At 60.6% G+C, this 26,855-nt stretch carries 27 protein-coding genes and 2 pseudogenes; 13 read left to right on the top strand and 16 right to left on the bottom strand.

The genetic code is table 11. The features are described from left to right. Positions 1–38: 38 nt before the first annotated feature. Together J3456_RS16760 and J3456_RS16755 are read right to left on the bottom strand one after the other, a co-directional pair. Entirely contained in the window at positions 39–806 is a 768-nt protein-coding gene (locus tag J3456_RS16760; protein ID WP_349581300.1) for a PRC-barrel domain-containing protein, read from the bottom strand. Between the two features lie 92 nt (positions 807–898). After that, positions 899–1,915 (bottom strand): sodium:calcium antiporter, encoded by a 1,017-nt coding sequence (locus J3456_RS16755; protein WP_349581298.1) that lies wholly within the window; start codon positions 1,913–1,915, stop codon positions 899–901. Between the two features lie 207 nt (positions 1,916–2,122). Between J3456_RS16755 and J3456_RS16750 the strand changes: the two genes are divergently transcribed. The 8 genes from J3456_RS16750 to J3456_RS16715 are packed head-to-tail and all read left to right on the top strand — an operon-like array spanning position 2,123 to position 10,432. Then, positions 2,123–2,734, top strand: coding sequence for a gluconate 2-dehydrogenase subunit 3 family protein (locus J3456_RS16750; protein WP_349581297.1), 612 nt, complete (start codon positions 2,123–2,125; stop codon positions 2,732–2,734). After that, on the top strand, positions 2,734–4,518 hold the full coding sequence (locus J3456_RS16745) for a GMC family oxidoreductase (protein WP_349581295.1): 1,785 nt from the start codon (positions 2,734–2,736) through the stop codon (positions 4,516–4,518). The genes J3456_RS16750 and J3456_RS16745 overlap by 1 nt, the downstream gene beginning before the upstream one ends. A 29-nt stretch (positions 4,519–4,547) precedes the next feature. Beyond that, positions 4,548–5,378, top strand: coding sequence for a c-type cytochrome (locus J3456_RS16740; RefSeq protein ID WP_349581294.1), 831 nt, complete (start codon positions 4,548–4,550; stop codon positions 5,376–5,378). Between the two features lie 8 nt (positions 5,379–5,386). Then, a complete protein-coding gene (locus J3456_RS16735) occupies positions 5,387–5,887 on the top strand; it encodes a c-type cytochrome (RefSeq protein WP_349581292.1) in 501 nt (166 codons plus the stop codon). Next, the gene (coxB, locus tag J3456_RS16730) at positions 5,884–6,825 is read left to right on the top strand and encodes a cytochrome c oxidase subunit II (protein ID WP_349581290.1); all 942 of its coding nucleotides are present in this window, start codon (positions 5,884–5,886) and stop codon (positions 6,823–6,825) included. Before J3456_RS16735 ends, coxB begins: the two co-directional genes overlap by 4 nt. A 10-nt stretch (positions 6,826–6,835) precedes the next feature. Next, positions 6,836–9,382 carry a cytochrome c oxidase subunit I gene (ctaD, locus tag J3456_RS16725; RefSeq protein WP_349581289.1) on the top strand — a complete coding sequence of 849 codons (2,547 nt, stop codon included), beginning with the start codon at positions 6,836–6,838 and terminating at the stop codon, positions 9,380–9,382. Beyond that, entirely contained in the window at positions 9,370–9,699 is a 330-nt protein-coding gene (locus tag J3456_RS16720; RefSeq protein WP_349581287.1) for a hypothetical protein, read from the top strand. Before ctaD ends, J3456_RS16720 begins: the two co-directional genes overlap by 13 nt. A gap of 16 nt (positions 9,700–9,715) precedes the next feature. Continuing rightward, entirely contained in the window at positions 9,716–10,432 is a 717-nt protein-coding gene (locus J3456_RS16715; protein ID WP_349581286.1) for a cytochrome c oxidase assembly protein, read from the top strand. Positions 10,433–10,437: 5 nt separating this feature from the next. Here J3456_RS16715 and J3456_RS16710 read toward each other — a convergent pair whose 3' ends face one another. From J3456_RS16710 to J3456_RS16665, 10 genes are all read right to left on the bottom strand, one after another. Next, on the bottom strand, positions 10,438–11,079 hold the full coding sequence (locus J3456_RS16710) for a potassium channel family protein (protein WP_349581285.1): 642 nt from the start codon (positions 11,077–11,079) through the stop codon (positions 10,438–10,440). 10 nt (positions 11,080–11,089) lie between these two features. After that, on the bottom strand, positions 11,090–12,559 hold the full coding sequence (locus tag J3456_RS16705; RefSeq protein WP_349581284.1) for a TrkH family potassium uptake protein: 1,470 nt from the start codon (positions 12,557–12,559) through the stop codon (positions 11,090–11,092). Between the two features lie 36 nt (positions 12,560–12,595). Further along, positions 12,596–13,291: a c-type cytochrome gene (locus J3456_RS16700; RefSeq protein WP_349581283.1), complete on the bottom strand. Its 696-nt coding sequence runs from the start codon at positions 13,289–13,291 to the stop codon at positions 12,596–12,598. Between the two features lie 3 nt (positions 13,292–13,294). Further along, entirely contained in the window at positions 13,295–13,729 is a 435-nt protein-coding gene (locus J3456_RS16695; protein ID WP_349581281.1) for a c-type cytochrome, read from the bottom strand. 3 nt (positions 13,730–13,732) lie between these two features. Next, a complete protein-coding gene (locus tag J3456_RS16690; RefSeq protein ID WP_349581279.1) occupies positions 13,733–15,337 on the bottom strand; it encodes a flavin monoamine oxidase family protein in 1,605 nt (534 codons plus the stop codon). Positions 15,338–15,431: 94 nt separating this feature from the next. Beyond that, complete coding sequence (locus J3456_RS16685; protein ID WP_349581278.1) at positions 15,432–16,394, bottom strand: Gfo/Idh/MocA family protein; 963 nt, start codon at positions 16,392–16,394, stop codon at positions 15,432–15,434. Between the two features lie 29 nt (positions 16,395–16,423). Next, positions 16,424–17,140: a hypothetical protein gene (locus J3456_RS16680; protein WP_349581275.1), complete on the bottom strand. Its 717-nt coding sequence runs from the start codon at positions 17,138–17,140 to the stop codon at positions 16,424–16,426. A gap of 139 nt (positions 17,141–17,279) precedes the next feature. Further along, a complete protein-coding gene (locus J3456_RS16675) occupies positions 17,280–17,426 on the bottom strand; it encodes a hypothetical protein (RefSeq protein ID WP_349581274.1) in 147 nt (48 codons plus the stop codon). Between the two features lie 24 nt (positions 17,427–17,450). Continuing rightward, positions 17,451–18,638 carry a zinc-dependent alcohol dehydrogenase gene (locus J3456_RS16670; protein ID WP_349581273.1) on the bottom strand — a complete coding sequence of 396 codons (1,188 nt, stop codon included), beginning with the start codon at positions 18,636–18,638 and terminating at the stop codon, positions 17,451–17,453. A 10-nt stretch (positions 18,639–18,648) separates the two neighbouring features. After that, complete coding sequence (locus J3456_RS16665) at positions 18,649–19,344, bottom strand: SRPBCC family protein (RefSeq protein ID WP_349581272.1); 696 nt, start codon at positions 19,342–19,344, stop codon at positions 18,649–18,651. Positions 19,345–19,550: 206 nt separating this feature from the next. On the opposite strand from J3456_RS16665, the gene J3456_RS16660 reads away from it, so the two are divergent. From J3456_RS16660 to J3456_RS16650, 3 genes are read left to right on the top strand one after another with little or no spacing between them, the layout of a single operon-like run. Further along, on the top strand, positions 19,551–19,793 hold the full coding sequence (locus J3456_RS16660) for a hypothetical protein (RefSeq protein WP_349581270.1): 243 nt from the start codon (positions 19,551–19,553) through the stop codon (positions 19,791–19,793). 37 nt (positions 19,794–19,830) lie between these two features. Further along, the gene (locus J3456_RS16655; RefSeq protein ID WP_349581268.1) at positions 19,831–20,262 is read left to right on the top strand and encodes a hypothetical protein; all 432 of its coding nucleotides are present in this window, start codon (positions 19,831–19,833) and stop codon (positions 20,260–20,262) included. Beyond that, positions 20,259–21,275, top strand: coding sequence for a cation efflux transmembrane domain-containing protein (locus tag J3456_RS16650; RefSeq protein ID WP_349581267.1), 1,017 nt, complete (start codon positions 20,259–20,261; stop codon positions 21,273–21,275). The genes J3456_RS16655 and J3456_RS16650 overlap by 4 nt, the downstream gene beginning before the upstream one ends. An 89-nt stretch (positions 21,276–21,364) precedes the next feature. On the opposite strand, the gene J3456_RS16645 is transcribed toward J3456_RS16650, so the two are convergent. Together J3456_RS16645 and J3456_RS16640 are read right to left on the bottom strand one after the other, a co-directional pair. Continuing rightward, entirely contained in the window at positions 21,365–22,291 is a 927-nt protein-coding gene (locus J3456_RS16645) for a LysR family transcriptional regulator (protein WP_349581266.1), read from the bottom strand. Between the two features lie 357 nt (positions 22,292–22,648). Further along, on the bottom strand, positions 22,649–23,335 hold the full coding sequence (locus tag J3456_RS16640; RefSeq protein WP_349581264.1) for an IS6 family transposase: 687 nt from the start codon (positions 23,333–23,335) through the stop codon (positions 22,649–22,651). A gap of 260 nt (positions 23,336–23,595) precedes the next feature. On the opposite strand from J3456_RS16640, the gene J3456_RS16635 reads away from it, so the two are divergent. Continuing rightward, positions 23,596–24,648, top strand: a complete 1,053-nt coding sequence (locus tag J3456_RS16635; protein WP_349581263.1) for an IS110 family RNA-guided transposase — start codon at positions 23,596–23,598, stop codon at positions 24,646–24,648. Between the two features lie 249 nt (positions 24,649–24,897). Here the strand turns inward: J3456_RS16635 and J3456_RS16630 are convergent. Then, a pseudogene (locus J3456_RS16630) lies at positions 24,898–25,098 on the bottom strand (integrase core domain-containing protein); the annotation flags it as partial. Between the two features lie 137 nt (positions 25,099–25,235). Here J3456_RS16630 and J3456_RS16625 point away from each other — a divergent pair. Then, positions 25,236–26,468 (top strand): IS110 family RNA-guided transposase, encoded by a 1,233-nt coding sequence (locus J3456_RS16625; protein WP_349581262.1) that lies wholly within the window; start codon positions 25,236–25,238, stop codon positions 26,466–26,468. A 261-nt stretch (positions 26,469–26,729) separates the two neighbouring features. On the opposite strand, the pseudogene J3456_RS16620 reads toward J3456_RS16625, so the two are convergent. Then, positions 26,730–26,855, bottom strand: a pseudogene (locus tag J3456_RS16620) (IS3 family transposase); the annotation flags it as partial.

Genomic DNA, 26,855 nt, shown 5'->3' with positions numbered 1-26,855 from the left:
TGCGCCTAATTCCGAGGTTGGCCCGCGCGGCCAGTGGCTCAGTTATCCTCTTCCCAAGGCTCCATTTCCTGCAATTCCTTCTCGGTCGCCGAGACATTGGCCCGCAGATCGTCCCCGCCCAAGCGGCGCAACTCAATCATATCCAGAGGCACGGCGACCTGCGTTTCGCCCAAGCCGAGGAAGCCGCCGATGTCGAGGATCACCATTTTGATCTGGCCATCTTCGCTAAAGGTGACCTGCGAAATCTCACCGATCCAATTGTCGTTCTGGCCAAAGGCCGCGAGTCCTAGGAATTCTTCGGAATCCAGATCGCTCAATTTAACGATCTCGATCTTTTCGCCGCCCTCGCGCATATCGGCGGCGCGCAGACGCACGTCGTCTTCGTTGTATTCCGGGGCGGCCTTCAGGTCTTCTTTCTGCCCGGTATAGAGCAGGAAGAACTCGTTCTCTTCATCCGCGTCCGGCAGGAAACGCAAGTCGTCGAGAGAGAGCACCCGCGTGACCCCCTTGCCCAGAAATCCGCCTGCATCGACGATGATGCCGCGCAGTGTTCCATCGCGGCTGATGACCACTTCGGAGATTTGCCCGGCCATGGTCCAGCCTTCCATGCGCTCTTTCAATTCTTCGAGGTCGATCTCTGCCAGCGGCTCATCCTTGGCGGGCAAATACAGCTTGTGACCATTCAGGCTCGACAGGGCGATCATCGTGTCTTGGGGAGTGAATTGCGGTGTCTCAGTCTCGGATCGCAGTGCCGTGGCGCCAAGGCTGCCAATCAGCGTAATTGCTAGAAGCGGCGCGTTTCTCATGACTATCTCCTGCTGAAAATTCGGTTGGGCAAAGCCGGTAGCATCATAGGAGTAACGGGATTTTGAAGATAAAGTTCCCTTGTTACATGAATTTAGAGAACGTGCATCGCAAGCGCGCCCGCGTAGATCACCAGGAGACCGATACTCTCCCAACCGATCCCTTTGCGCTGCCGGAAGATCAGGCCAAGGATCAGAACCGCCGTCATCATCATCGCCACGGTGAGCCAGAACAGGTCATCCGCAGTGATCGCGTGATAAAGCGAGCCGTCGCGATACCCGATATCCGACAGAGTGAGGAACAGCGTGTCGAACGTATTGCCGCCGATGATCCCTCCCACGGCCAATTGCAGCGCCCCGCGCCGCACCGCGACCAATGTGGTGACAAGCTCTGGCAGGGAGGTAAGCACCGCCGTCATTGTCGCCCCCACCACGGTATCGGAAAGGTTAAACCGGTCCGAGATTTCCGCCGCGATCCGTGCCACGGCGAAACCGGAGAGGCCCATCAGCACCAGCAAGATCAGAAACGGCACGACCAAAGCGCCGACGGGTTTTGCGGCCTCTTTGTCGTCCTCAGGCTCATCCGCGCGGGTATCCGAGGTGGACACCGGATGCCACATCGGCTCTTCCCGCAGGCGAGCAGTGGCGCGCATTCCATAGGCATAAAGCGCAAACAGCGCGATGCTGGCCGGATGGATACCCCAAAAGGCAACCTCCGGCGCGGTGAAGGCCATCAGTGGCACCGTCAGCAGCAGCAGCAAAAGCCCCGCTTGAAAGACATTCGCCAGATCGGCGGCTGCATGTTCCAGATTGGCACGCCGGTAGATCATATCGGCCAAGGCCAGAAATGCCGTCTGCGCCGCGATGCCTCCGATGCCGTTCGAGAAGGCCAAAGATGCCCGCCCATCCAACGCCGAGGTCAGGGAAACAACCGTGCCGGACATCGAGGTCGCGGCCCCCAGCAGCGCCGCGCCGACCAGCGCCTCGCCCCAGCCGGTGCGGTCGGCGATCTGGTCGCTCAGCCCCGTCATACGGTAGCCGGTAACAAGAATGATGAGCCCAGCAAGGCCGCCAAGCGCGAAAAGAATCGGGGTAGAAAGGCTTGCAAACATGCCCCTTCAACGCACCACGGGACGATCCGTTCGCGCGAGATAGTGAAAAAGTTCACAAAGTTCCGGAACCCCACGGGAAGTTTACCGTTGGTGTGATGCAGACCTATATTTCAAGCGGAGCCGCAGTTTATGGCAAAGCTCTTTTCACGGCGAGCTATTTTAGCCCAAATCGCACTTGGGACAGGTGCCGCAACTGTCGGATTACCGGTGCAACACGCCTTTGCCGCGCGCGATGACCGGCCTTGGGCGTTTTTTACGAATGACGAAGCGCAGTGGATGGCTGCAGTGGTCGACGTGTTCATTCCGCAGGATGAGTTCCCCTCTGCCTCGCAGGCGGGCGTCGTTGACTTTATCGACTTTCAGATGGCCACCGCCTATGGCGCGGGCAAAGGTCTTTATCTTGAGCCTCCCTTCCCCGAGGGCGCCGTGGCGGAACAAGGATATCAGCTTGAGTTCACACCGGCACAACTCCTGCGTCAGGGAATAGAACAAGCGCGCCAGATGGGAGACTTCGCCACGATGGACGTCACAGCCCGCGCCAATCATGTCGAAGAGCTTTCGAACCGGGATGACTTTATTGGCACGCTGATTGCGGAGCTTTGGAAGCTGACGCGGCAGGGCTATTTCGCCGACCCGATCTATCTGGGCAATTACGATTATGCGGGTTGGCGCATGGTCGGGTTTCCGGGCGCTCATGCATATTACACCGAGCGGGTCGACGAACATGAACGCTCGGTCACGCCGCCGCCGCGCGGGATTGCGCATGATCGTGGCGGCTCCCCCTACCCGCCCCGCGCGATTGGCGGAGGGTCTAAGTGATGGCACCCAGAAAGCTTCCCAAAACGGATGTGTTGATTATCGGCGGCGGCTGGACCGGCCTTACCGCCGCCTACGAATTGGCCTATGCCGGGCAGCGCTGCGTTGTGCTGGAACGCGGCAAACAACGCCATACCGCCACATCCTTCGGGGCGCCTGAGGAACATGACGAGCTTAAATACGCCCACCGTTGCGAGCACATGGTCGACGTCAAGAAAGAGACGCTAACCTTTCGCAACAACCGCGACCAACAGGCGCTGCCGATGCGGCGACTGGGGTCGTTTCTCCCCGGATCGGGCCTTGGTGGCGCGGGCATCCACTGGAACGGCCAGCTCTGGCGGCCCCTGCCCTCTGACCTTGAGATGCGCAGCCATTACGAAGACCGCTACGGCAAAGATTTTATTGGCCCCGAGCTTAGCATTCAGGACTGGGGCGTCACCTATGATGAGCTTGAACCCCATCTCGATTTCTTCGAGCGCATTTGCGGTGCAGCCGGACAGGCCGGCAATCTGAGCGGCGATGCGCTGTCGGGCGGGAACGTCTTCGAAGGGCCACGCAGCGCGGATTACCCCAATCCGCCAATGCGACAGCCGATTTCCAACACTCTCTTTGGCGAAGCCGCCGCGCGGATGGGGCTCAACCCCTTTCCGATGCCCTCGGCCAATGTGACCAAAGCCTATGTGAACCCCTATGGCGCGCAGTTGCATCCCTGCACATACTGCGGGTTTTGCGAAAGGTTCGGCTGCGGTTATTACGCCAAGGCCGACCCGATCATCTGCGTCTATGACCGGATCAAGGACCACGAGAACTTCGAAATCCGCCTGAACGCACAGGTGCTGCGGATCGAGAAAAGCGCGGACGGCAAAACCGCCACCGGCGCGATCTATCTCGATGAGAACGGCGAAGAGATCTTCCAGCCCGCCGATACGATCTGCATGAACGCCTATGCCCTGTGGAACGTGCATCTGATGCTCGTCTCGGGCTTGGGCAAACCCTATGACCCTGAGACCCGCTCCGGCGTCGTGGGGCGCAACTACAGCTATCAAACCGTGGCCGGGGTCGATGCCTTTTTCGACGATAGCGTGAAGACCGATCCTTATATGGGCGCGGGCGCGCTTGGGGTCGTGATCGACGATTACAACGGCGACAATTTCGACCACAGCGATCTGGGTTTCGTCGGCGGCGGCTATATCGCCTGCAAGCAATACCATGGCCGCCCCATCGGATATCAACCGGTGCCCGAGGGCACGCCGAAATGGGGCGCCGAGTGGAAGCAAGCGGTGCGCGAGAACTACAACCACCATGCCGATCTGGTGGTGCATGGCTCCTCGGTCTCGACGCCCGAGAACTACCTCGACCTCGACCCCACTTGGACCGATGCCTATGGCCGCCCGTTGCTGCGCATGACCTTCGATTTCCCCGAGAACGACCGCAAGATGAGCGACTTCGTGATGCAGCGCGCCATGGAGGTCGCGCGCGAGATGGATCACGTGACCTCGGTCAGCGGCACCAACCTCGCGGGCGTCGACAAACATTACGACATCGTCCCCTACCAGACCACGCATAACGTCGGCGGCGCGGTGATCGGGACCGACCCCGAGACCAGCGTGGTGAACCGCTATGGCCAGATGTGGGACCATCACAACGTCTTTGTCTTCGGCGCCTGCCTGTTCCCGCAGAACCTCGGCTACAATCCGACCGGGCCGCTGATGGGCCTCGCCTATTGGACGCTCGAGCACATGAAACGCGACTATTTGCCCAACCCCGGCCCGCTGATGGACGCCTGACCCCGCCGCCCGACCGAAAGGACCCTGCCATGACCTTCCGAACCATTCTGACCACCTTCAGCGCCCTTGCCGTGCTTGGCATCTCGGCCGGGTTTATCAGGGCGCAGAACTACGAGGCCACGCCGGGGATCGACGCGATGGAGGCGCGGCTCGAAGATGAGATGCTGCGTTTTAATGCAACGGTGAACACCGAAGTCGACGACGACGTGCTGGAACTGGGGCGGCTGGTGGCCATGGGCGGGTCCGAGGCGGGCGACAGCGGCATGGCCTGCATCACCTGCCACGGAAGTGACGGCGCGGGCGACGGTTCGGGCGCCTTCCCGCGGCTGGCGGAGCAAGCCGGCTGGTACACCTACAAACAACTCAAGGATTACGCCTCGGGCGATCGGCAGAACCGGGTGATGTCGGGCATCGCCAAAAAATTGACCGACGAAGAGATGGAGGCGGTCGCCGCCTATTACGCCACGATTGCAGCGCCCTATACGCCGCCGCTTGCGGATGTGGACGGCATGACCCTGCAATGGGGCGGCCAGCTCGGCGCCGTTGGCTCGGCCGAGCGCGGCGTGCCGGCCTGCGTGAACTGCCACGGGCCGAGCGGCTTGGGCAATCCGCCCGCCGTGCCCTACCTCGCCGGGCAATACGCCAGCTACATGGAGCACCAGCTTCAGATGTGGAAAGAGGGCAAGCGCGACAACGACATCGACAACGTGATGTCGGCCATCGCCAAAAAGATGACTAAAAGGGACATCGAGGCGGTCAGCGCTTATTATAACCGCGTCCGCCCCACCCTGCCCTTGCCCGAGGGTTTCGCGCCGGGGCCGGAAGCCGCGCCTGAAGCCGCGCTCGACCCGATCCGCTGAGGCACCGGATGCGCATCTTCGGCTTCATAGTCCTCACATTGGCAATCGCCGCCGCGGTGGTCTGGTCCGCCCTGCCGCCGCACAGCAGCCTCGCCGCCGCCGTAGCCGCGCCAGCACAGCAGGCGCAGCGGCAGCTTTCCGAATGGTGGCGGATCAACATCCGGCAGGGGCTCACCGAAAGGACCCCCGACTACGACGCCCTGTCGCGGCAGTTCCATGATGCCGACCCCGCGCGCGGGGCCGAGTTGATCCGCACCCACGGCTGCGGAGCCTGCCACCGGGTGCCCGGGCTGCGTTCCGCCCAAGGCGTCGTTGGCCCCGATCTGGAGGACCTCGCGCGGCAGGCCTATGTGGGAGGCGTGCTGCCCAACACCCCCGGCGGGTTGACCCGCTGGCTAATGAACCCGCCCGCGCACAGCCCCGCCACCGCCATGCCAAACCTCGGCCTGAATGCCGACGAGGCCCGCGACATCGCCGCCTATCTGCTGGGCCGGGAGGGGCGGACATGAGCGCGGAGGTGCAATCCACGCTGGGTCAATACGGCGCGCAATCGGCGCTCGCACCCGAGGGCGTGGGCGCCACGGCCATCAACGGGCTGACCATCGGCATGACACTGGCCTTCGGCGTGATCTTCGTGCTTCTGGTGCTTTTCGTCTGGGCGGTGCTGGCGGGGCGTCTGGCGGCGAAGACATGGTGGATCTGGGCGGGCGGCATCGTCTTGCCGCTGGTCTCGGTCGGTATCCTCATTGGCTTTTCCACCGTCACCCTGCAGCAGATCACCCGCGAGGACCCCAAGGCACTGGTGATCGAGGTCACCGGCAAGCAGTTCTGGTGGGATGTGGTCTATGACCCCGAGGGCTGGGCGCTGCGCGACGCCAATGAGATCATCATCCCAAAAGACCGCCCCGTCACCTTCCGGCTGAATTCCGACAACGTGATCCATTCCTTCTGGGTACCGAAGCTCACCGGCAAGATGGACATGATCCCGGGCCGGGTGAACACCCTGCCCGCCATGGCGACCGAGACCGGGCGTTTCCGCGGCCAATGCGCCGAGTTCTGCGGCCTGTCGCACCCCAAGATGGCCTTCGAGGTGCTGGTGGTGGAGCCCGAGGAATTCGACGCCTGGATGCAACGCGCCAGCGGCGAGGCCCGCGACGCGGCACGCAGTGAACTAACCCGCGGGCGCGATGTCTTCGTCGAGGCGGGCTGCCCCGCCTGCCACGAGATTCGCGGCGTGGCCAAGGGCGGCGATCTGGGGCCGGACCTCAGCCGCGTGGGCGGACGTGCGAGCCTCGGCGCGGGCATGTGGCCGATGAACCAAGGCACGCTGGCTGGCTGGATCGCCGATCCACAGGCGATGAAGCCCGGCGCCAAGATGCCCGCCTACAACCACCTGCCGGGACCGGACCTGCGCGCGCTCTCGGCCTATCTGGCGAGCCTGAAATGAAAGGCCCTGCATGAAAGACCGCACCGCATATGTTGTCGATCTGCCCGAGGATCAGACCTATTCCGGCAGCGCCAAAGGCGATTTCAGCCGCGATTTCGAGGGGATTTGGGACACACCACCGGGTATTAAACGGCTATCGTCGGTCAGTCACCGTGTCGTGGGCAAGCGCTTCCTCGTCACCGGATTCATCTTCTTCCTGATCGCCGGCTTCCTCGCGCTGCTGGTGCGCACCCAGCTCATCGTGCCGGACAATACCTTCCTCGATTCCGAGACCTACAATCAGGTCTTCACCATGCATGGCACGATCATGATGTTCCTCTTCGCGATCCCCATGCTCGAGGGGTTCGCGGTGCATCTCATCCCGCTCATGGTCGGCGCGCGTGACCTTGTCTTCCCGCGCCTAGGGGCTTTCGGGTATTTCTGCTACCTCTTCGGCGGCATCATCGTCCTGTCGTCCTTCATCTTCGACGCCGCCCCCGCGGGGGGCTGGTTCATGTATGTGCCGCTCTCGACCAGTGCCTATACGCAAGACCTTTCGGCGGATTTCTGGCTCATCGGCATCACCTTTGCCGAGATCGCGAGCGTGACCGCGGCAGTGGAGATCATCGCCGCCATCCTCTGCACCCGTGCACCGGGGATGAGCCTAACCAAGATGCCTATCTTCATGTGGTATCTGCTGGTCACCGCCTTCATGATCGCCGTGGGCTTCCCGCCGCTGATCATCGGCTCGATCCTGCTGGAGGCCGAGCGTCTTCTGGGCCTGCCCTTCTTCGACATCGCGCTTGGCGGCGACCCCCTGCTTTGGCAGCACCTGTTCTGGCTCTTCGGTCATCCGGAAGTCTATATCATCTTCCTGCCCGCCGCAGGCATGGTCGCTACGATGCTGCCGACCTTTGTGGGCAAGCCGCTCTTCGGCTATGGGTTTGCCGTGGCGGCGGTGGTGACGATGGGGTTCCTCAGCTTCGGCCTTTGGGCGCATCACATGTTCGCCACCGGCCTGCCGGTGATGTCGCTGACGCTGTTCTCGGCCGCCTCGACCATGGTGGCGATCCCGACGGGGGTGCAGATCTTCTGCTTTCTCGCCACGCTGGCGCAAGGAAAGCCGCGGATGGAGGTGCCGATGCTCTTCATCCTCGGGTTTCTCTTCATCTTCGTATTGGGCGGCCTCACCGGCGTGATGGTGGCCGCTGTGCCCTTCAACCTGCAGGCCCATGACAGCTATTTCGTCGTCGCCCATCTGCATTACGTGCTGATCGGCGGTTTTGTCTTTCCGATGTTCGGCGCGCTTTATTACTGGATGCCGCATTTCACCGGGCGGATGATGTCGGACACGCTGGGCCGTTGGGTCTTCTGGCTGATGTTCATCGGCTTCAACCTCGCGTTTTTCATGATGCATCTTACCGGCCTGCGGGGGATGCCGCGGCGGATCGCCAGCTACCCCGAGGGGCTGGGCTGGGACCGGCTGAACATGTTGTCGTCGATCGGCTCCTATATTCTGGCAGCGGGCGTGGTGCTCTTTGTCTTCGACTTCTTCAGGCACCAGCGCAACGGGCTACGCGCGCGGCGCAACCCTTGGGGCGCGGGCACGCTGGAGTGGCTTTATCCGCCGATCCCGCCTGGGTTCAACTTCCACGCCATCCCCACAGTCCGCTCGCGCGAGCCTTTGTGGGACCAGCCCGAGTTGCTCGACCGTCCGGCGCCGAAGGTCGCGGGCGCCATGCGGCCCACCACCGACCACCGGCGCGAGACCATGGGCAACGACCCGATCACCGGCGCGCCGATGCAGATCGTCCGCCTGCCGCATCCCACATGGGTGCCACTGATTTCGGCCTTCGGGCTGGCGCTCGTCTTTGGGGCGACGCTGGCCTCGGCCTATTGGCTGGTGGCGGTGGGCTTTGCCATCGCGCTCGCGGGGATCACCGCTTGGATCTGGGAGCCTTCGGACAGCGGCGTGCTGCGCGACAGCGGGCTGGGGGGGCGTCTCCCGGTGAACGTGGTCGACCCGCGCAGCCATCTGAACCTTGCCGTCATCGGCACAATGCTGATCTCCGCCGCCCTCTTTGCCTCGCTGCTCTTTGCCGGGCTGTATCTGTGGAACACCCAGCCGCATTGGGCCGAGACCACCCCGCCGGCGGACGCGCTGATGTCGGCGCTGGCCGTGATCGCGGCACTGGCGCTCTGGGGCTTTGGCTGGGCCAGCCGCCGCGCAGCCTTTGGCGCCAAGGTCACCCCCGTCATCGCCATCGACCTCGGGCTGGCGCTGAGCGCCGTGGGCTTGGGCGCACTACTGTTCATGGCGATCAGTCGGGTTGATCCTTATGAATCCGCCTATGCCGCCGTGGGCTGGGCGCTTTTTGCCTTCGTCGCGGCCTATCTGGCGGTGCTGCTCTACTGGTCGCTGATCAACGCGCTGCGCAAGGCCGTGGGCGCGGTGAAACCCGGCCAGATGTTGCCGAACCTGCTGATCGCCACCTTCACGAAGGCCGTGGCGATCATGGGGGCGGCGACGGCAGTGGCCTATCTGCTCGCAGGAGGAGGCACGCCATGGGCACTCTGACCCGCGCCATCGCCAAGCCGGTGCTGCTTTGGGCGCTGCATTTCACGGCGATCTACGCGCTGATCTCTGCCGCCTGCGCGCCGCGCGCACTACTGGGCCAGGACCATCTGCTGATCACCGCCGTCGTGCTGACGCTCGCCATGGCGATGGTGCAAATCTTCTGGATGTGGCGGGGCGCGCATAGCGGACGGCGGTCGAAGCTGAACCGGGATGAGACCGCCCTTTTGCGCGCGGGATGGTGGACGGGGCTGATCTCGCTCATCGCCACGCTCGCCAATCTTACCCCCGTGCTGATCCTGCCCGGCTGCCACGGATAGAGAGAGAGGACCCCTCATGCAACAGGACCCCTATACCCCTTTCTGCGGCACACCGCCCCTCCCCGGTGAGCTGTTCACCCGCTGGACCCTCGACCCTTTTTTGCTGGTCGGGCTGGTGGCTTTCGCGGCCCTGCTTTGGGCGCGGGCAGAGCGGCGAGGCCAAGCGGTGACGGGCGCGGCGCTGGTCGCGGTCCTGTTCATCTCTCCGCTTTGCGCGGCCTCGATGGCGCTGTTCTCGGCGCGCGTCGGGCAGCATATCCTGCTCACCCTTATCGCCGCACCGCTGATCGCGGCGGCATTGCCGAAGATGCGGCTGCCGCTCTGGCCCCTCGCCCTGCTTTTTGCTCTGCTCTTTTGGGGATGGCACAGCCCGACGCCCTATGCGGCGACCTTGCAGTCTGACCTCGTCTATTGGGCGATGCATCTGTCGCTGACAGGCTGCGCGATTGCGCTATTCATGGGTTTCCGGGGCGCCGGAGCGCAGGCGGCGGTGCCAGCGGTCTTCACCGCGGCACAGTTAACAGCTTTTGCCGTCACCCTCACCCTCGCCCCCACCGCGTGGCATGGCTGGCACGAGCTGACCGCTCTGCCCTACGGGCTCTCCGCCTTGGCCGACCAACAACTCGCGGGCGCGCTGATGTGGGTCGCGGGCGGCGGGCTTTTCATGGTGTTGGTGGCGCTTCAGGTCCGGCATCTGTTGCGGCAGGACACGCTGGCGCAAGGCGCGGGCTAAGCGGGTTAGTCTGTCGGGAAGGCTTTGGCTAGGTCTTCCTGCATCTCCCGCGGCAGCACCACGATCAGCACGTCGCCCTCTTGCAGGGTGACATCCGGCCCGGGCAACTGCTCTTCCCCGTCGCGGATCAGCGCCACAAGGCGGCCTTGGCCCGGCAGGTCCAGCCGGTCCCCGGCCAAGCGGTCAGGTACGGTCACGCGGGTCAGCAACAGATCGTCGTGTAGCAGTGGCTCCTTCATCGCATCGTCATCGCCTGTCAGCATGTCGACGATGTCCTCTGCCACCTTCGCATGCGGGTTGATCACGTCATCCAGCCCAAGCTCGCAACAAACCCGCAGCAGCGCGTTCGACGTAATCTGCGGGATCACGCGGCCATAGCCGATAGACCGGCCAATGAGCGCTGCGAGGATGTTGATCTCGGAGGCATTGGTCACGGCGATGCAAACGTCATCTTCGTCGCGAAAGGCTTCGCGCAGCACGTCGGGGTTGCTGCCGTCGCCCTCTATCATGCCGCAGTCGATCCGCTCTGCCGCCTGCTCCAACAGCTCGCGCGACTTGTCGATCAACACGACCTCGCGGTCGGTTTCGATCAACTCCTCAGCGATGGCGAGGCCAAAGCTTGACGCGCCGATGATGACGATACGCATGGGTAATCTCCTAACTTGGGCGGGTCCAACTGCGTGGCAACAAAAGTGCCAGCACTGCAATGAATTCTAGCCGTCCCAGCCACATGGCGAAGGCGACGGACAGTTTCAGATCCGCAGGCAGGTCCGCCCCGACCGCGCCCGTCGAAAGGCCTACGGTCGAGAGGGCAGAAATCGTGTCGAACAAGGCGGGCAACGGAGGGTAGCCATGGGCTACGAAATGAAACCACAACAAGCCCGCAAAGCTGAAATAGATTAGCACGAGGGCCAAGAGAGACACGACCGCTTCGGTCGACACGGGCCGGCCAGCGTGGCGCAGGGGGGCGATGGCATGTTCAGTCAGCCGCACATGCTGCACCGCATGGACCACCGCGCCGATACAAACATGCATTCGGCTGAGCTTCAGCCCGCCCGCCGTCGATCCGGCATCGCCGCCCCAGAGCATCGCCAGCAGCAAGATCAGCAGGGCGGGACCGGCGTCATAGACCGGCCCCGTGGAAAAGCCTGCCGTCGTCAGCCCCGAAATCAGGTTCAGCGCATGGGCGTAGAGGGTCAGGTCGCGGTCTTGCGATGTCGTGAGCACTACGGCGAGATAGACGATCAAAGCGAGGGCAATTGCCACCAGCACACGCTGCGCCGACCCGAGTTGCCACGCCTCGCGGTGCCGTCCTTGTCCGACAAAAACAAAGACCAACAGCGATATCGCCCCCAATATGCAGGATAGGATGACCATGCCCTGCCCCAGCGGCGAATAGCTCGCCAGACTGTCGGCGCGCGGCGAGAAACCGGCGGTCGAGATGGCGGCGAGGGTCAGCACCAATGCCTCGCGCCAATCCGGGATCACCAACATGGTCAGCAGCGCCATCACTACCGTCAGCGTGCTGTAGACGGTCAGAAGCTGCCGCGCCTGCTCTCGGGTTGAGGAAATGCGATCACCCTGTTGGATATCGACCCGCCCCAAACGCCGCGCCGGTCGGCCGCGCGGCAGGAGCAGAGCAAGCACCGCCGTGGCGATCACCAAGCCGCCGCACCATTGAATCCAACCGCGCAGGATATGGCCCGCGAAAGGCCAGCTTTCCGCCTCTTGCGCCACGGTCAGCCCAGTGGTGGTGATGCCGCTCACCGCCTCGAAAAACGCATCGATGGGCGGCATGCCGAGGGCGACGAAAGCGGGCGTGGTCAAAAGCGCGGCGATGAGGAAAACCAAGGCCACGGTCATCATTGCTTCCATCCCCCGCAAGTCTTCGGGCAAGGGATGAGAGCGCACCGCGAAATGCACCGCGCCCGACAGGGCCACCGGGGCGAACAGGACCAGTGCCAGCACGAAGTCCCCTTCTGCCAAGGCCCAAGCCCCGGGCGGCAGGCACAGCGCGCCGAAGATCGGCGCGTGTTTGCCAAGGGTCAGCGCGATCACACGGGGCCGCGCGACGGTCATCACGGTCGACGATCCCGACCGGAAGAAAGAGGCCGGGCGAATAGCCATCAGCTTGGGGCCATCTGTATCCGTGGGGGTGCAGGTCTACTGCGCATCAGGCGGCGTCTGCTGGTAGTAGAGGGCGACCGCGCGGATTTCCTCTTCGCTCAGCGATTTGGCGATGTCTTCCATGACGTTGAGCGGTCCGTTCGCCCGGTCGCCGTTTTGCCAGGCCACTAGTTGGTCTGCGATGTATTGCGCCGACTGCCCCGCCAAACGCGGGATCGCCGCGCCGCTTGTATCGCTGCCACCGTGGCACTGATTGCACGCCGGAACGCTATCGTTGCCCGAGGCCGCAAGCGCGCCGCCTTGCTGCACCACCTCCGCAGGCGCACCGTGGTCGAACTTGGACAGTTTCGGGGAAACGGAGGCGTAGTAATCCGCGACCGCCAAACGCTCCTCTTCGCTAAGCTGTGTGGCGATGGGCACCATGATCGGCGAGAACCGTTCGCCCGCCATGAAAGCCTGAAGCTGCGCTTCGATATAGTCGGCAGGCAGCCCTGCCAGTCCGGGCATTTCGCCCAAACCAGCGCCTGCGTCGTCAAGCCCGTGGCAGGCTATGCATTTCATACCGACACCGCCCTGCTGCGCGCCACCCGACGCAACAGTGCGGCCCAATGCGGTGTCCGGGGCGCGTTCCACGCCGCCGTCATCCACATCATCGAATAGCGGTGGCGGAGACTGCGCAGCAGCGGCGCAGGCGATGAAGGTGGCAAAGGGAACAAAAATGGAAATTCGCATGGTCTACCCCTCCTTCAGATCGGCGAACTCGGCCCGCATGCGCTTGACCTCTTCGGCGGTGACATCGCCCTCGTAATCGTTGCCCAAGTTGGTCTGGATGTAGGACACGATGGCAGCGACTTGTTCATCATCCAGCCAATCGGCGAAGGACGGCATAGCGCCATTGCCTTCGAGGATCAGGTTCACCGGATAACGTTTGTGCCCGAGCCGCGGGTTGGCGGCCAAGGAGGGGTATTTTCCAGCACCATAGGCGCCCTCGCCTTCCGGCCCATGACAGCCCGAACAGGCGCGCCGGTAAAGCACAGACCCGCCGCTATCGGTGAATTTTTCGGTGGTGGAGCCTAGCTCACGCCGCCCGGCATCGACCTGTGAGTTCTCCTCCTGCGCAAAGCTCGGCGTGGCGAGCGTTATAAGCAGGGGAAAGATCAGATAACGCATGGTTCAACCCTCCTTCACCGCGCGGTCATGGACCTGCCGCACCGCATCCAGCGCCGACAAGAGCGAGCCTTCCTGCCAGCCCGGCAGATAGCTGATATGTTCGCCAGCGCAGACCAGACGGTTGTCCATCGTTGCCGCGATCTCATAATCGCGGCCCCGGTCGTCCCAATCGGAATAGCAGCCCAGCATCCACGGCACCCGGTGCCAGCTCAGCACAACACCGCTACTGAACTCATCCCGATACTGCGGGTGAATTCGCGCGCCTTGTTCCAGCACGGTTTCCAACCGCTCCTCGGGCGACATCGAGTTAAAGGCATAGGCATGGGGGCCATAGGCATAGCAGCCCAGCAGCACCCCCGGCCCGTTTGAATGCATCTCAGCCGACGGATAGCTGATCTCGGCGATCGGCAGGTCGGTGAGGGTGATGCCGCCATAGATTTGCTCGTCACGCTCCCAAAAGCGGCGCTTCATCTCAAGTCCGGCTTTCACCGCCTCATGGTAATGCAATGCCCGCATGACGCGGCGCATATCGGCAGAGACGTCGACATCAAGCTGGCTGAGCACCGTGAAGGGGATGGTGCAGATACAGTAATCCGCCGTTTCCACACCGCCCTCGCCTTCGCCATCGGCGCTGGAATATTCGACCTCGACGCCGCTCTCGGTCTGTTTGATGCGGTCGACCTTGGCGTTGTAGGAGATCGTATCCTCCACCTCGCGGCCGAAGGCATGGGCGATTTCCTCCATCCCGCCGACGGGCTGAAACATCGGTGCGTGGTGGCGGTAAGTCGTGTGGTTGCGCATCTTTTCCCAAAAGCGGGATTTCAGCAGGTCTTCCAACGCAATCGGCTCGGACGGTTCGGGCACGGCGTTATAAAGCCCCCCGCCCGGCGCGCCATTGTCGGGATAACCGCGGTATTCGGCGGTATCGAGGCTGGCCTCATAGCTGTAGTCATTGTTCAGGATGCCAAAGGATTTCAGGGATTCCAAAAGGATTTCGGTATCTTCTTTGGTCAGCGCGCTATCGAGCCGCCCTTTATCCACCGATTTGGCCAGCAATTCCGTGATCTGACCCACATAGTCCGCCCAAGCATGGCCATAGCGAATTGGCGTTCCGTCGAATGCTGTTTGCGAATGGAGATAGGCGTTCTGATTTTCCTGAACGAAAACTTCCAGCGGCACGTTCAACCGGTGACAATAGTCCAACAGCGCCAGATGGTGATGCGGAATGCGCCAGGGGCCGATGTTGATGTATTGCCCTTTGGAGAATTCGACCTTCTGCTTATAGCCGCCCAATTCTTCGAATTCATCGCCGCCCTTGAGGGTCCAACAACGGCCGCCGGCGCGTTTTTGATACTCAAGGATGCTGACTTCGTAGCCCGCGTTGCGCAATTCCAGCGCGGCGCACATGCCGGCGAGACCCGCGCCCAGCACGACCACTTTGCGGCCCTGCGGCGCGCCGGAAAGCTCAATCGGGCCTTTGTAAGGGCTTTGTCGGGCATGTCCGAGTGAGGACATGGCATGCAACATGGTGGAGGAACCAGCGGCCAGACCAATCATTTTCAAAAGATCGCGCCGTGAGGGGGGCCGGACGTTGGAGGGGTGGGACATAAAGACCGCTCCTATTTCAGGTAAATTTTCTGACCAATTAGGGGAGCAACGCTTGCCGCAAGGCATTGTTCCAACGGGGGCGGAAAAATTGCTATCAGCCGCGCCTGAGCTTCATTTGATCGAGCAGAATGTTGACCCGCCCGGCCTCTTGCGGCGGCACGAGACCTCTCGCGTCTTTGCCTTCCAAGGCATCCAAGAACGGCTCCACCCCCTCGCCCGCATCAAGCGGCGGGAGCTGGGTGGTCTCAACCGGCTGCTCTTGGCCGCGCAGGCCGAGTTCCAGCACGCCCGACCGCAGGCGCGCCCAACCAGCCTCACACACGATATCCAGTTCAAGCCGCATCTCACTGTCGGTCCAACCCGCATCGACCACGCCGGTGGCGGGCTGCGCCGCGAAATCAATCACAGCCGCGCCGTGATCATCAACGGGCCAGCCGAGCGCATTGCCCGTGATCGCTTGCCCCGAGTTGATCGGGCCGACAAGCCACTGCAACAAATCAATGACATGCACCGCCTCATCGACAAAGCCACCATAGCAGGCAAGTTCCGGGTCGGTCATCCAACAGTCGAGATCAAGCCAATCCGCATAGCCGCCGTCATGGGAAAAACGGCCGCGCGCCTCAATCACCTTACCCAATGCGCCGTCGTTGATACGGTCGCGCAGATGGTTCAGCGCTTCGGACCTGCGCAAGAAATACCCCGTCGCCAAAATCACCCCCTTCTCTGTCGCCAAGGAAGCGCAGCGGCGGGCCGCTTCGGCGCTGCCCGCTATGGGCTTTTCGACAAAGACCGGCAGACCGACGGTCAGCGCGGCGGTGATGTCTTCCTCATGAAACGCCGTTTCGCTGCAAATGATCACGCCTTGGACATTTAGAGCGGCAAGGTCAGACAACTGAACACGGTCTGCATCAAGCTGCGCGCAGAGAGCTTCTTCGCGCGCAGGTTCCCGATCGAAGACCTGCGAAACACGCCAGCCACGCTTTTCGATATGCGTCAGATGGTCGGACAGATGCACATGCGCCCCGCCGAGCAGAACCAAGCTTTTATCAGATGACATGGGCTTCACTCCTCTCGCTCAACTCCCCATCAGTCGCCCAACAGAAACCGCGACAGTGTCATCTCGACGGCGAAGATCGTCTCGCCGCCTTCGGTGTGGTTTACATAGCTAAGCAGGGAGGCATCGAGAGGCGCGTTGCCCTCGTCGAGGTCGTAATTCGCGCCAATTTCATAGCCTGTGTAATCGAGGATATCGTCCTGCTCGACAAAGGCATAGGCGTCGATCCGGTTGTTGAATGTGTATCCGGCTTCAAGCTTGTAGACCCAATCGCCCCGCTCCGGTTCGACCCCAAGATCGACGGTGGCCCGCCACGGCTCGCTGACGCTGTAATCGAACCTGCCATGCAATTCACCGCGCACGTCGCCGGTCTCATCGCGCAGAAAGCGGGTGTAATAGGCATCATAGGCCAACTTTTCCGTCAGATCGCCGCGGTGGCCGAGCGTCAGCTCGACCTGGGCATCATCCCGCGGATCGTCGAGCGACAGGGCAAGGGCGTGGAAGTAGGTCGGACCATAGGCGATTTCCGCGAATGCTTCGATTTCCGCGCTTTCGGCAGCCCCCGGGCCTTCGTTGAGACGGTAGTAGAATTTCGGAGAGATGCCAACCTCGACGCTCCATTCCGAAGCCGAGGTATTCTGGTCCATCTCACGCGGTGCCGTGGTGGTTTGCTCTGCCGTTTGGGCAAAGACCCCGCCGGGGGCCATCAGGCAAATGATTGATATTGTTTTATGAAACTGTCTTGGCATCCTTTTCTGCCCTTCTCCAATGTGGTTTCGTCGAAGGGGGTCTAATCCGCCCCCGCTGTGGTATCGTCGCAGTAATCGCGCCGAACAAATGCCGCGCGCTACGAGAAAGCAGCGCGAATGGCTCGCGCTGCTTTCCGGTTCATTTCTCTTTCTTCACCACCTTCTGAGGGTTCTTCGGATCGAACTCCTCGGGGCTGTGCGCCGCACCCTCGTGGTCATCCTGCGCATTGTGGCGCTCACGATGGGGCGGGCGTTTTTCCTTGGCGTGATTTGGCTCGTTTGGCATGTCACTCTCCTTTCGGGTTTTTACTTATGCCGCGGTCTGCATTCCGGGTTTCAAGACCACTTTGGTCCAGTCATTCTGATCGAAGCGGAAGTTGTGATAGCCCTTCGCGGCTTGCTCCAGCGGCAGGCGGTGGCTGATCATAAAGCGGGTATCGATCTCGCCCTCGACGATGCGGTGCAATAACTCTTTGGTGTAGCGCTGCACATGGGTCTGGCCAGTGCGGATTTGCAGACCTTTCTCCATCATCGCGCCCAACGGGAACTTGTCGAGGAAACCGCCGTAAACGCCCGGAACAGAGACGCGACCGCCCTTGCGGCAGGCCATGATCGCTTCGCGCAGCACATGGCCCCCATCGGCACCAACGCCGACCGCTTGTTTGACGTTGTCCATCATCGTGTCGGGCGCGAAACCGTGGCTTTCCATGCCGACGGCATCGATCACCGCATCGGGGCCGTGGCCGCCTGACATCTCCATCAGCGCTTCGAGCACATGGGTCTGGGTATAGTCGATAACCTTGGCCCCCATCTGCCGCGCGAGGTTCAGACGGTTCGGGTAATGGTCGATCGCGATGACCTGTGCCGCGCCCATCTTCAGCGCGCTTTGTATGGCGAAGAGCCCCACCGGCCCGCAGCCCCAAACGGCGACGGTGTCGCCTTCTTCGATGTCGGCGTTCTCAGCGGCCATCCAACCAGTCGGCAGAATATCCGACAGGAACAGCACGTCGTCATCGTTGAAGCCTTCGGGGATGACGATCGGGCCCACATCGGAGAATGGCACACGGACATATTCCGCTTGCCCGCCTGGATAGCCGCCGGTCAGATGGGAATAACCGAACAGCCCGCCGACCGCATGGCCGAACTGCTTTTCAGTCAAATCCTGTTTGTCCGCCGGGTTGGAGTTGTCGCAGGCTGAATACTGGGTCTTTTTGCAGTGAAAGCAGGAGCCGCAGGAGATTGTGAAAGGCACCACGACCCGCTGGTCCTTCTTGAGAGTACTCTTGGGTCCGGTCTCGACCACCCGGCCCATGAACTCATGACCCAGAATATCGCCCGCCATAACGCCGGGGATCACGCCATCGTAGAGGTGCAGGTCAGAACCACAGATCGCGGTCGAAGTGACCTCGATGATGGCGTCGCGGGGGTTAACGATTTCCGGATCCGGGACCGTATCGACCCGAACGTCGTGTTTGCCTTGCCATGTCAATGCGCGCATGTCTCTCTCCTCACTTGTCCGATTTGCGATTGACGGAGGTGGCAATTTCGCCCGTCTCCATCAGCATTTTGAACCGCTTCAAATCCCGCCGTCCCTGAAGGGCCGGTTCGGCTTGAAACAGCTTGGCGATCCAGCGGCCGAGTTCCCCGGCAGGAGGGTGATAGGCGATGATCGCCTCCACCTCGGTGCCCCGGTTGCCCGGCGCGTCGCGGAAAGAGACTTTGCCCTCGGTATCAATCTGCGAGCTATCAAGTGCGCGCCATGCGATCTCCTCCCCCGGTTTGTCGCTGACCACCTCGGTCTCGACCCGCAGGTCCGCACCCGCGGGGCCCGCGATCACCCAGTGGAACTGATCCTTGGCGGCGTCGATCGGCTCGACTGCCTTCACGTTCTCCATGAATTCCGAGAGCTTCATGAAGTCGCGCCAATGGCGGTAAAGCTCATGTCGCGGTCGGTCGATTGTCACCGTGCGACCCACGATGGCGTAATCTCCGAACCGCGCCTGTTTCGCGCTACGGCCGGGCGCGGAATCCGCAGGCCGATGGCTCAGCCCATCACGATCCCCCCGCGCGGCATAAAGCGCATAGGCAGAAGCCCCCGCAAGCGCGCCGACGCCAAGCCCCCAGAAAAGCGAGCTTTGCCTTTCTGTCAGGGCATCGCGGGCGCTTTCGGCGGCGGTGCGTTGATCGGAAGAACGGTATATCATCAAGAAACCTCCTGTTGCTGAACATTGGCAGACCGAGTGTTTCAACTTGAACGCGAGGGTCGCGGCAGGTGTTCCGAAGAAGCTGCCTGATAGCGATGCGGCGGCGGAAATCGACCGACCGGGCGGGGAGGTATGCCGCCGGTCACTGGAACCTTTCGCATAACCGCCGGTTGTTCCTTTGCGGTCCGGCCCAAAGGAATAATGTAATGACGCCTCGCAAAGCTACGCCACAGGGTGGTGAAGGCGTAGAAATTCCCAGCGATTTTATAACCTCAACACTTCTCGCCGCCCTGAGCCTGCTTTCCGCCTGCGACGATCTACGGTTTCCGCGGGATGTGGGGGAAACCCTTAAAGCTGTCCTCTCCGAACAGAAAATGACTGTGGCCGTGTCGGAAAACCCGCCATGGGTCATCTTCGCGGACAGCGGTCCGCCGCAGGGTCGCCATTGAGTGGAAGCCTCTCGGCGCATTCGCGGCGCTGGAGGGGTTGGAAAAGGGGGACATCGACCTTGCCATCGGGGGCTTTGCCCGCAAGGACGTGACCCCGGTGAAGGGTGCCGCACCCAGCTATGCCTATTGTGAGGAATCCTTCGTCGTCGGCAACCGAGCGCAAGGCGCTCTGCCCGATGACATAGAAGATCAGCAGGTTTTCGTACCGCCCCACCTTCCCCTTGCGGCACTCGTTGAGGAAGAAGGCGGCATTCCTGGGGATGAGTGGGCCGAGGATCTAAACCTCGCCGCCCTCCCGCATTGGCAGCTTGAGTTGAAGGGCCTCACAGCGACTGAAATCACACTACAGCGGGCGAAGCGTGTCATCGCCGTGCAGCAGGGCGAAAACGCTTGGTTGATGGAAATCGAAGGCTTCCTTCGGCGCGAGGCCGGCACCATCGGGGCGCGCTTGCGCGCCTATACACCATGACCCGTTCCATCCGCACCATGCCCGACGCGCAAAAGAAGGCGCTCCACCGTGCCCGTTGGCTGGAGGCCATCTGGCTCGCCGTCTTGACCTCCATCGTGGCCGCGATTTATTTTGCGGTGGGCAGCAGCCAAGCGATCAAAACCGCATGGATCGAAGACCTGCTCAGCTTTGTACCGCCCCTCGCCTTTCTCGTGGGACCGTGGATCGAGGGGTGGAAACCGAACCGCCGCTTTCCGCTGGGGTATATCCGTATCACCTCAATCGCGTATCTGATCAGTGCGGTGGCCCTTGGCGGCGTAGGGATATTTCTCATTGTCGATTCCTCCATTGCCTTGATCAAACAAGAGCACCCTACCATCGGCAGCGTCGAACTCTTTGGTGCCACCATCTGGTTCGGCTGGGTGATGATCGCGGCGCTGGCCTATAGCGTCGTGATGCCGGTCATTTTCGGCCATCTAAAAATGAAGTCCGCCAAGATGTTGCATGACAAGACGCTCTACGCGGACGCCATGATGAACAAGGCGGACTGGATGACGGGGCTTGCCTGGATCGTGGGCATCCTCGGGATCGGGATGGGCTGGTGGTGGGCCGATGCTGTCGCGGCTATCGTGATCGCGTTGGACGTGCTTCACGACGGCTTCAAGCATACCGGCGCGGCGATCCGCGACCTCAGCGATGAGATGCCCCGCACGATCGAAGACAAAGAGTTCGATCCCCTGATCGGAGAGGTTCAAAAGACCTTTGGAGCGCTGCCGTGGGTGCGCGAAAGCCGCCTACGCCTGCGTGAAGAAGGGCGCTTTCTGACCGGCACGATCTACGTCGTGGCCCATGAGAACGGCTGTACTGCGGAAAGGATCGAGGCGGCGGAGGCAAAGCTGCTGGACCTGCACTGGCGCATCCATGACATCTCGATCATGCCACGAACCAAAATCGACGCGTCGGTCAGGATTGAAGGCGTCGATGACGGCACTTTGCCTTTGCGATCCGGGGCGCGACGGCATCCGGTGGGCTGAGTGCGATTTCTGTGAGAAAGGCTGAACTAAGCCGCAGGCCGTCTCAGTTGTTTGATTCTCTTCAACAACAACGATGCTTAGGGTCTTGGTCATGAGTGCCCCGCCGCCTTCTGAACTGGGGGCGCTGCATCGGGGCGAAACTCCGCCACCAAGAAATTAATGAAGGCCCGCGTTTTCGGAGGGAGATTTCGCCGCCCCACAAACAGCACGACGATATCGGTGCTGGCAGGCGCATATTCCGGCAGGACCCGAAACAACTCACCCGACTGCAGTTTCGCGTCCACAAGATAGCTTGGCAGCCGCGCGATACCGATGCCAGCAAGGGCGGCGTGAAAGATCACATCTGTACTGTTGCCTTCGAAATCCCCATCCGCGTCGAACGGCCGCGCCTTACCCGCCTCGACATCGCTCCATGCGTTCCGAAGGCTATTCCCGGCGATCTTTAGGCAGTTGTGCTCCGACAGGCCGGCGAAGCTGGTTGGTGTCCCGCGCCGCTCGATGTAGCGCGGCGCGGCGCAGAGCACGCGGTGGCTATGCATTATCCGGCGCACGACAACATCGGGGTTCTTGTGCTGCTCGGCAAAACTTACCGCCGCGTCGAAACCCTCTGTTTGCAGATCAATCTCGCGATCCGTCAGTTCAAGCGATACCTCAACCTCTGTGTTCCTTGCAAGGAACACAGGCAAGGCCGGGATCAACTGAGATTTGCCAAAAGCCACCGTCGACGCGATCCGTAATTTGCCGCGCGGCACATCATCAAGGTTAGATATATGGGCTTCAGCGTCCTTGAACTTCTCCGCCATCGCCTGACATTTGAGATAGAATTCCTGGCCTTCCGGGGTCGGCAAAACGCCGGTCCGCGTGCGGTTGAGCAGACGAAAGTGCGCGTGATCCTCCAGAAGGCTGATCTGCTTGCTGACTGCGGATGGGGTTTGGCCCATAGACCGCGCCGCCGCGGAAATGCTCCCTCGCTCGACCACAGTGGCGAAGATCAGCATTTGCGCTGATAAATCCATGTCAGTTCACTCGTATGTTCCAGTTTGGCGCTGTGCCACTGCGCGAGAGACAAGCTGCGATGGATTGGCGGAGGCTCGCTTCCGTGATGCCCCACAATACTGTACTGCAGCAATCAATCGAGCGATAAGAGTTTCACTTCCCGCGGGCAGTTAGGCTCAGCGGTCACTTTTGATGCCGCCCGCCTATTTTTTCATCGAATACGCAATAGCTTTCTGCTGAAGAGTCGCGAGTAAGCAAGCGGGTTGAACTGCCCCACGCCCAACCGCAGCTATTGTTGTGTGTAGATATGTACGGACTCTCGGGGGCTCTGTCGCAAAGTTTCCATTTGGTTGAAGAACGGCCTTCGCTGGACGCACCTATGCTGCTAGATCAGCAAACTGCTTGAATGCCGGACTGCCTTTTTGAGCAAGCTGACCCTTGCGGATCATATGCGCCGCTTCGATCCCGGCTAGCGTTGCCGCAGCCGAATGGAACGCTTTGAACCCGAGCATTGGTCGGGTGATCCGCTTAATGAAACGGTGGTCTTGCTCAACAATGTTGTGGAGATATTTGGATTGAACGATACCGATGATCCGACCGACACCGGTGAATTTGAGGATGACATTTAGACTTTGCAGGCCAGCCAAATTGGCACCGCTCTTATCGATGGCAATACGGTCCGGGACACCGTTTGTGCCAACGGTGCGCTTGAAGAACCTGCGCGCAGCAGCGGTATCACGGCGCTCTGATAGCATGAAATCAAGGGTTTGCCCCTCACGATCAACCGCGCGATACAGGTAGGTCCACTTTCCACGAACTTTGATATAAGCTTCATCCATCCGCCAAGAGGCGGCTGTCTGCTTCTTTCTGGCCTGCGCATTTGCAGCGATCAGCGGTGAGAATTTAACCACCCAGCGGTTCAGCGTGGAATGGTCGATCTTAACGCCGCGTTCGACCATAATCTCCTCAAGATCCCGATAGGAGACACCGTAGCGGACATAGAAAAATACAGCATACAAGATCACGCTTTTCGGGAAATGGCTCCCTTTGAAGTCAATCGTCACAATTGGGGACTCTCTATCAAGCTCGAAAGCCCGTGCCTACCATGCGCGAGCCTGTCCACCGGTAGTCCCCCCATTTTTAATGGGGTCCAGCCGTAGAATTCACGCGGCTGTTTTCAGTTTCATTGCGGGTGTCATGCCGCCGATGCCCATGTTGGGTCGCTCGTTGTTGTAAGATGGGGTGGTTGCCGCCCTCCCCTGACGGCATCGCAATGTGCCAGGATGCGGTCCTGAAAGAGCCACAAAGCGGAGAGGACGGCGATATGAACGATACAATGATTGGGGTGGATTTGGCAAAGTCCGTGTTTCAACTCCACGGTGCGTCAATGACGGGCCAGCTGAAATATCGCAAGAAACTGACGCGACCGCAGTTTCGAAAGTTTATGGCAGACCAGCCGCCTTCGGTGGTGGTGATGGAGGCCTGCGGCAGCGCTCACTACTGGACGCGTGAGATGATCAGGCTTGGCCATGACGTGAAGCTAATCGCACCGCAATACGTGCTACCTTTTGTGAAACGTCAGAAGAATGACGCCGCCGATGCCGAGGCGATTGTGATTGCCGCGCAGCGCCCCGAGATGCGCTTTGTCGAGCCAAAGTCGCAAGAGCAGCAAGCAAGAGCAGTACTGTTTCGGGCCTGGGAGCGTTTAGTTCACCAGCGCGCTGAATTGGTGAATGCTCTGCGTGCGGTACTCTATGAGTTTGGCCACGCCGTCCCAAAGGGAATCGGAAATATCAAGCGGTTCGATGTAGTTCTGGAGGACCCAAACTGCGACTTACCCGCGTTGGTTCGCGATGAATGCGGGGATCTTGTCAAGCAGATTGCAGAGCAAACGATCCGGATTGACGCCAAAACTAATACAGCAAAAGAAATGGCTACGACTGCTGACACTGCCCGGCGGTTACAAACGATGCCGGGTGTCGGTCCGCTGACCGCACTGGCGGTAGAGGCATTCGCGCCCGCGATGCAAAGCTTCAAACGGGGGCGAGACTTCGCCGCCTGGCTTGGACTTGTCCCCCGGCAGCATTCCTCCGGCGGCAAGGAGCGATTAGGGCGTGTATCCAAGGCCGGACAAACCGATATTCGTCGTCTGCTAATCATTGGGGCGATGTCGCGACTGAACTGGATGGGGCGCAAGACGATCGCCGAGGGATCCTGGCTGGCGCGGATGTTGGCAAGGAAACCACGCATGTTGGTGGCAATCGCGCTGGCCAATAAGATGGCGCGCGAAATCTGGGCCATGCTGACGAAGAATGAGGACTTTAGGGATCCGGCGCCGGCCGTGGCAGCACGATTAACATGTGCCGCAGCGACCTGACCCGGTGAAGGGAGTGTGAGAAGGCGACGACCCGAATGGGCGCAATGATCGAACAGATCAGGATCGGGAAAACCAGCTACGGACTTCGAGCCACTAAAGCTCGTTTGTAAGATTTGGACCTGATCCGCAGATCACCATACCGGCCCGCGGCTCCTGAAAGCGCCGCACATCAAGGCCTGACAGAAGACCGCAATCGATCACTTGTCCAAAGGGAAAAAAACTTCTTGCATCACGGGCGGCAACCACAGAAGTCCAGAGCCATTGTGTTGCTTGGTCTTGTGCCTCCTCAATGGTTTCGAAGATGTATTGCCCCAGCCATTCGCCACGAACGGTGCGGTTGTAGCGCTCGATATAGGCATTCTGTTTGGGCTTACCGGGCTGGATATATTCGAGCCGCACATTGCGTTTCTCAGCCCATTCCATGAGCTTCCCGCTGACGTATTCTGGGCCGTAACACCTTCGGAATGACGCTGATTGATAGGCTTTGGCCACCTGCGCAGCCCTCAATTAGCGCAGCAGGTGGTCATAGCCGTGCCTCAGGTCCCTACAGTGGTTTTGCACAAACCACACTGTAAAGGAGACCGACTATGACCGAGTTGACTATTGCACAAGATGCACCTGTTTTGGTTGCCATCGACATTGCCAAAGCGCGGCATGAAGTTTTGATTGCTGTTCCAGATAAGAAACGCCGACGCCGTTTAACCGTCTTGAACAGCCTTGCCGACTTTAATCGCCTCGTCACCGCGTTGAAGGAATACGGACGCCCAGTTCGTGTAGCCTTTGAGGCGACCGGTAATTATCACCGGGTCTTGGCGTACCATCTGGCAACCGCAGGCTTTGAGGTAAAGCTAGTGTCGTCGGTTGCTTTGGCGCGTACGCGGGAAGCACTCAACAACAGCTGGGACAAGAATGACCCGAAGGACGCCCAAGTCATCCTGCATATGATGGAGATCGGGAACGAGCAGTTTTACCATGACCCACTGGTGCAGGGTACGAACGACATTCAAGAGCTGTCCAAAACCCATGATATCGTTTCGAAGTCAAAGACCGAGCTTTGGCACCGCGTGCTGACACATTATTTGCCGTTGTACTTTCCCGAAGCTGACCGCTTTCATCGCAGCTCGCGCAGTGATTGGTTCTTTGCATTCCTTGAACGCTATCCATCGCCGCACATTATCACCGCCATGGGCATGGACGCATTCACCACTGACGCTTGGGATGTTGTGGGGCGCAAGGTTGCGAAAGAGCGTTTAATTGCAGATATTTACGAGACCGCCAAGTCTTCTGTGGGATTGCCGGTTGCCCCAGATTCTGATGCTATCACTATGTTCCGCTTGGTTCTTGGAGAAGGTCGCAGTCTCATTGCGCAACGCAATCAAATCGAAGCTCGTGCCGTCGCGCTTCTCAAAGATCTGCCTGACTATCAGTTGCTGACATCAATACCCGGGATCGGCCCGATCAACGCCCTGACCATCCTCGCAGAAGCTGGCGACTTGCGCCGCTTTGGACACCACCGGCAGTTCTTAAAATTCTGTGGTATGGACTTGGCAACCATCCAGTCGGGCACATTCCGTGGCCAAACCAAGTTGTCAAAATACGGGAATGCCCGCTTGCGCCGCACCCTGTGGCTGGCCGGCCAAGTCGCTATCCTGCAGCGCACCAATAGCTTCCGGGACAAGTTTGAGCGTTACATCGCCAAGGACCGTCAAAACACACATTTGCGCCGCAAGGCGTATACCGCTATCGCCGCCAAGATGGCCCGTACTGTTCATGGGATCATCAAACATGGCGAGCCCTATCGCCCTTTCTTTGAGGGGTGATCGATCACAGAAGGACCTTTCTCTGTAAGGGCCGTGGAGGCAGTCATCTGACCTCGTAGATAATGTTCAGGCCTTCTGTGTTAGCGACCCGATGATCTCGTCTTAAGGACGGTGAGAGCCGCAAAAGCGTACTCTGTGTTTGTTATGGGAGAGACTGTCGTTGACCAAGAAGCCGAACTGAGGCATTTTCTCAACGTGTCGAGGCCCCTCGATACGACAATGACCTGATGCCAAATCAGCCAGTTATTCCGCCCATAGGACGTTGTCCACACGAATAGCTTGGGGCTTTCCGCGCCACTCAATGATCTGGTTCAGCGCACGCACGACACGTTCAGCAGGCAGCGAGAAGTCGACCTCAATAGCCAGTCCTTCGCGATTGAAGTCATC

This window comes from Sulfitobacter sp. NFXS29, assembly GCF_040148765.1.
In the GTDB taxonomy this organism is placed as follows: Bacteria; Pseudomonadota; Alphaproteobacteria; order Rhodobacterales; family Rhodobacteraceae; genus Sulfitobacter.
This window is presented reverse-complemented; position numbering and strand designations above follow the sequence as displayed.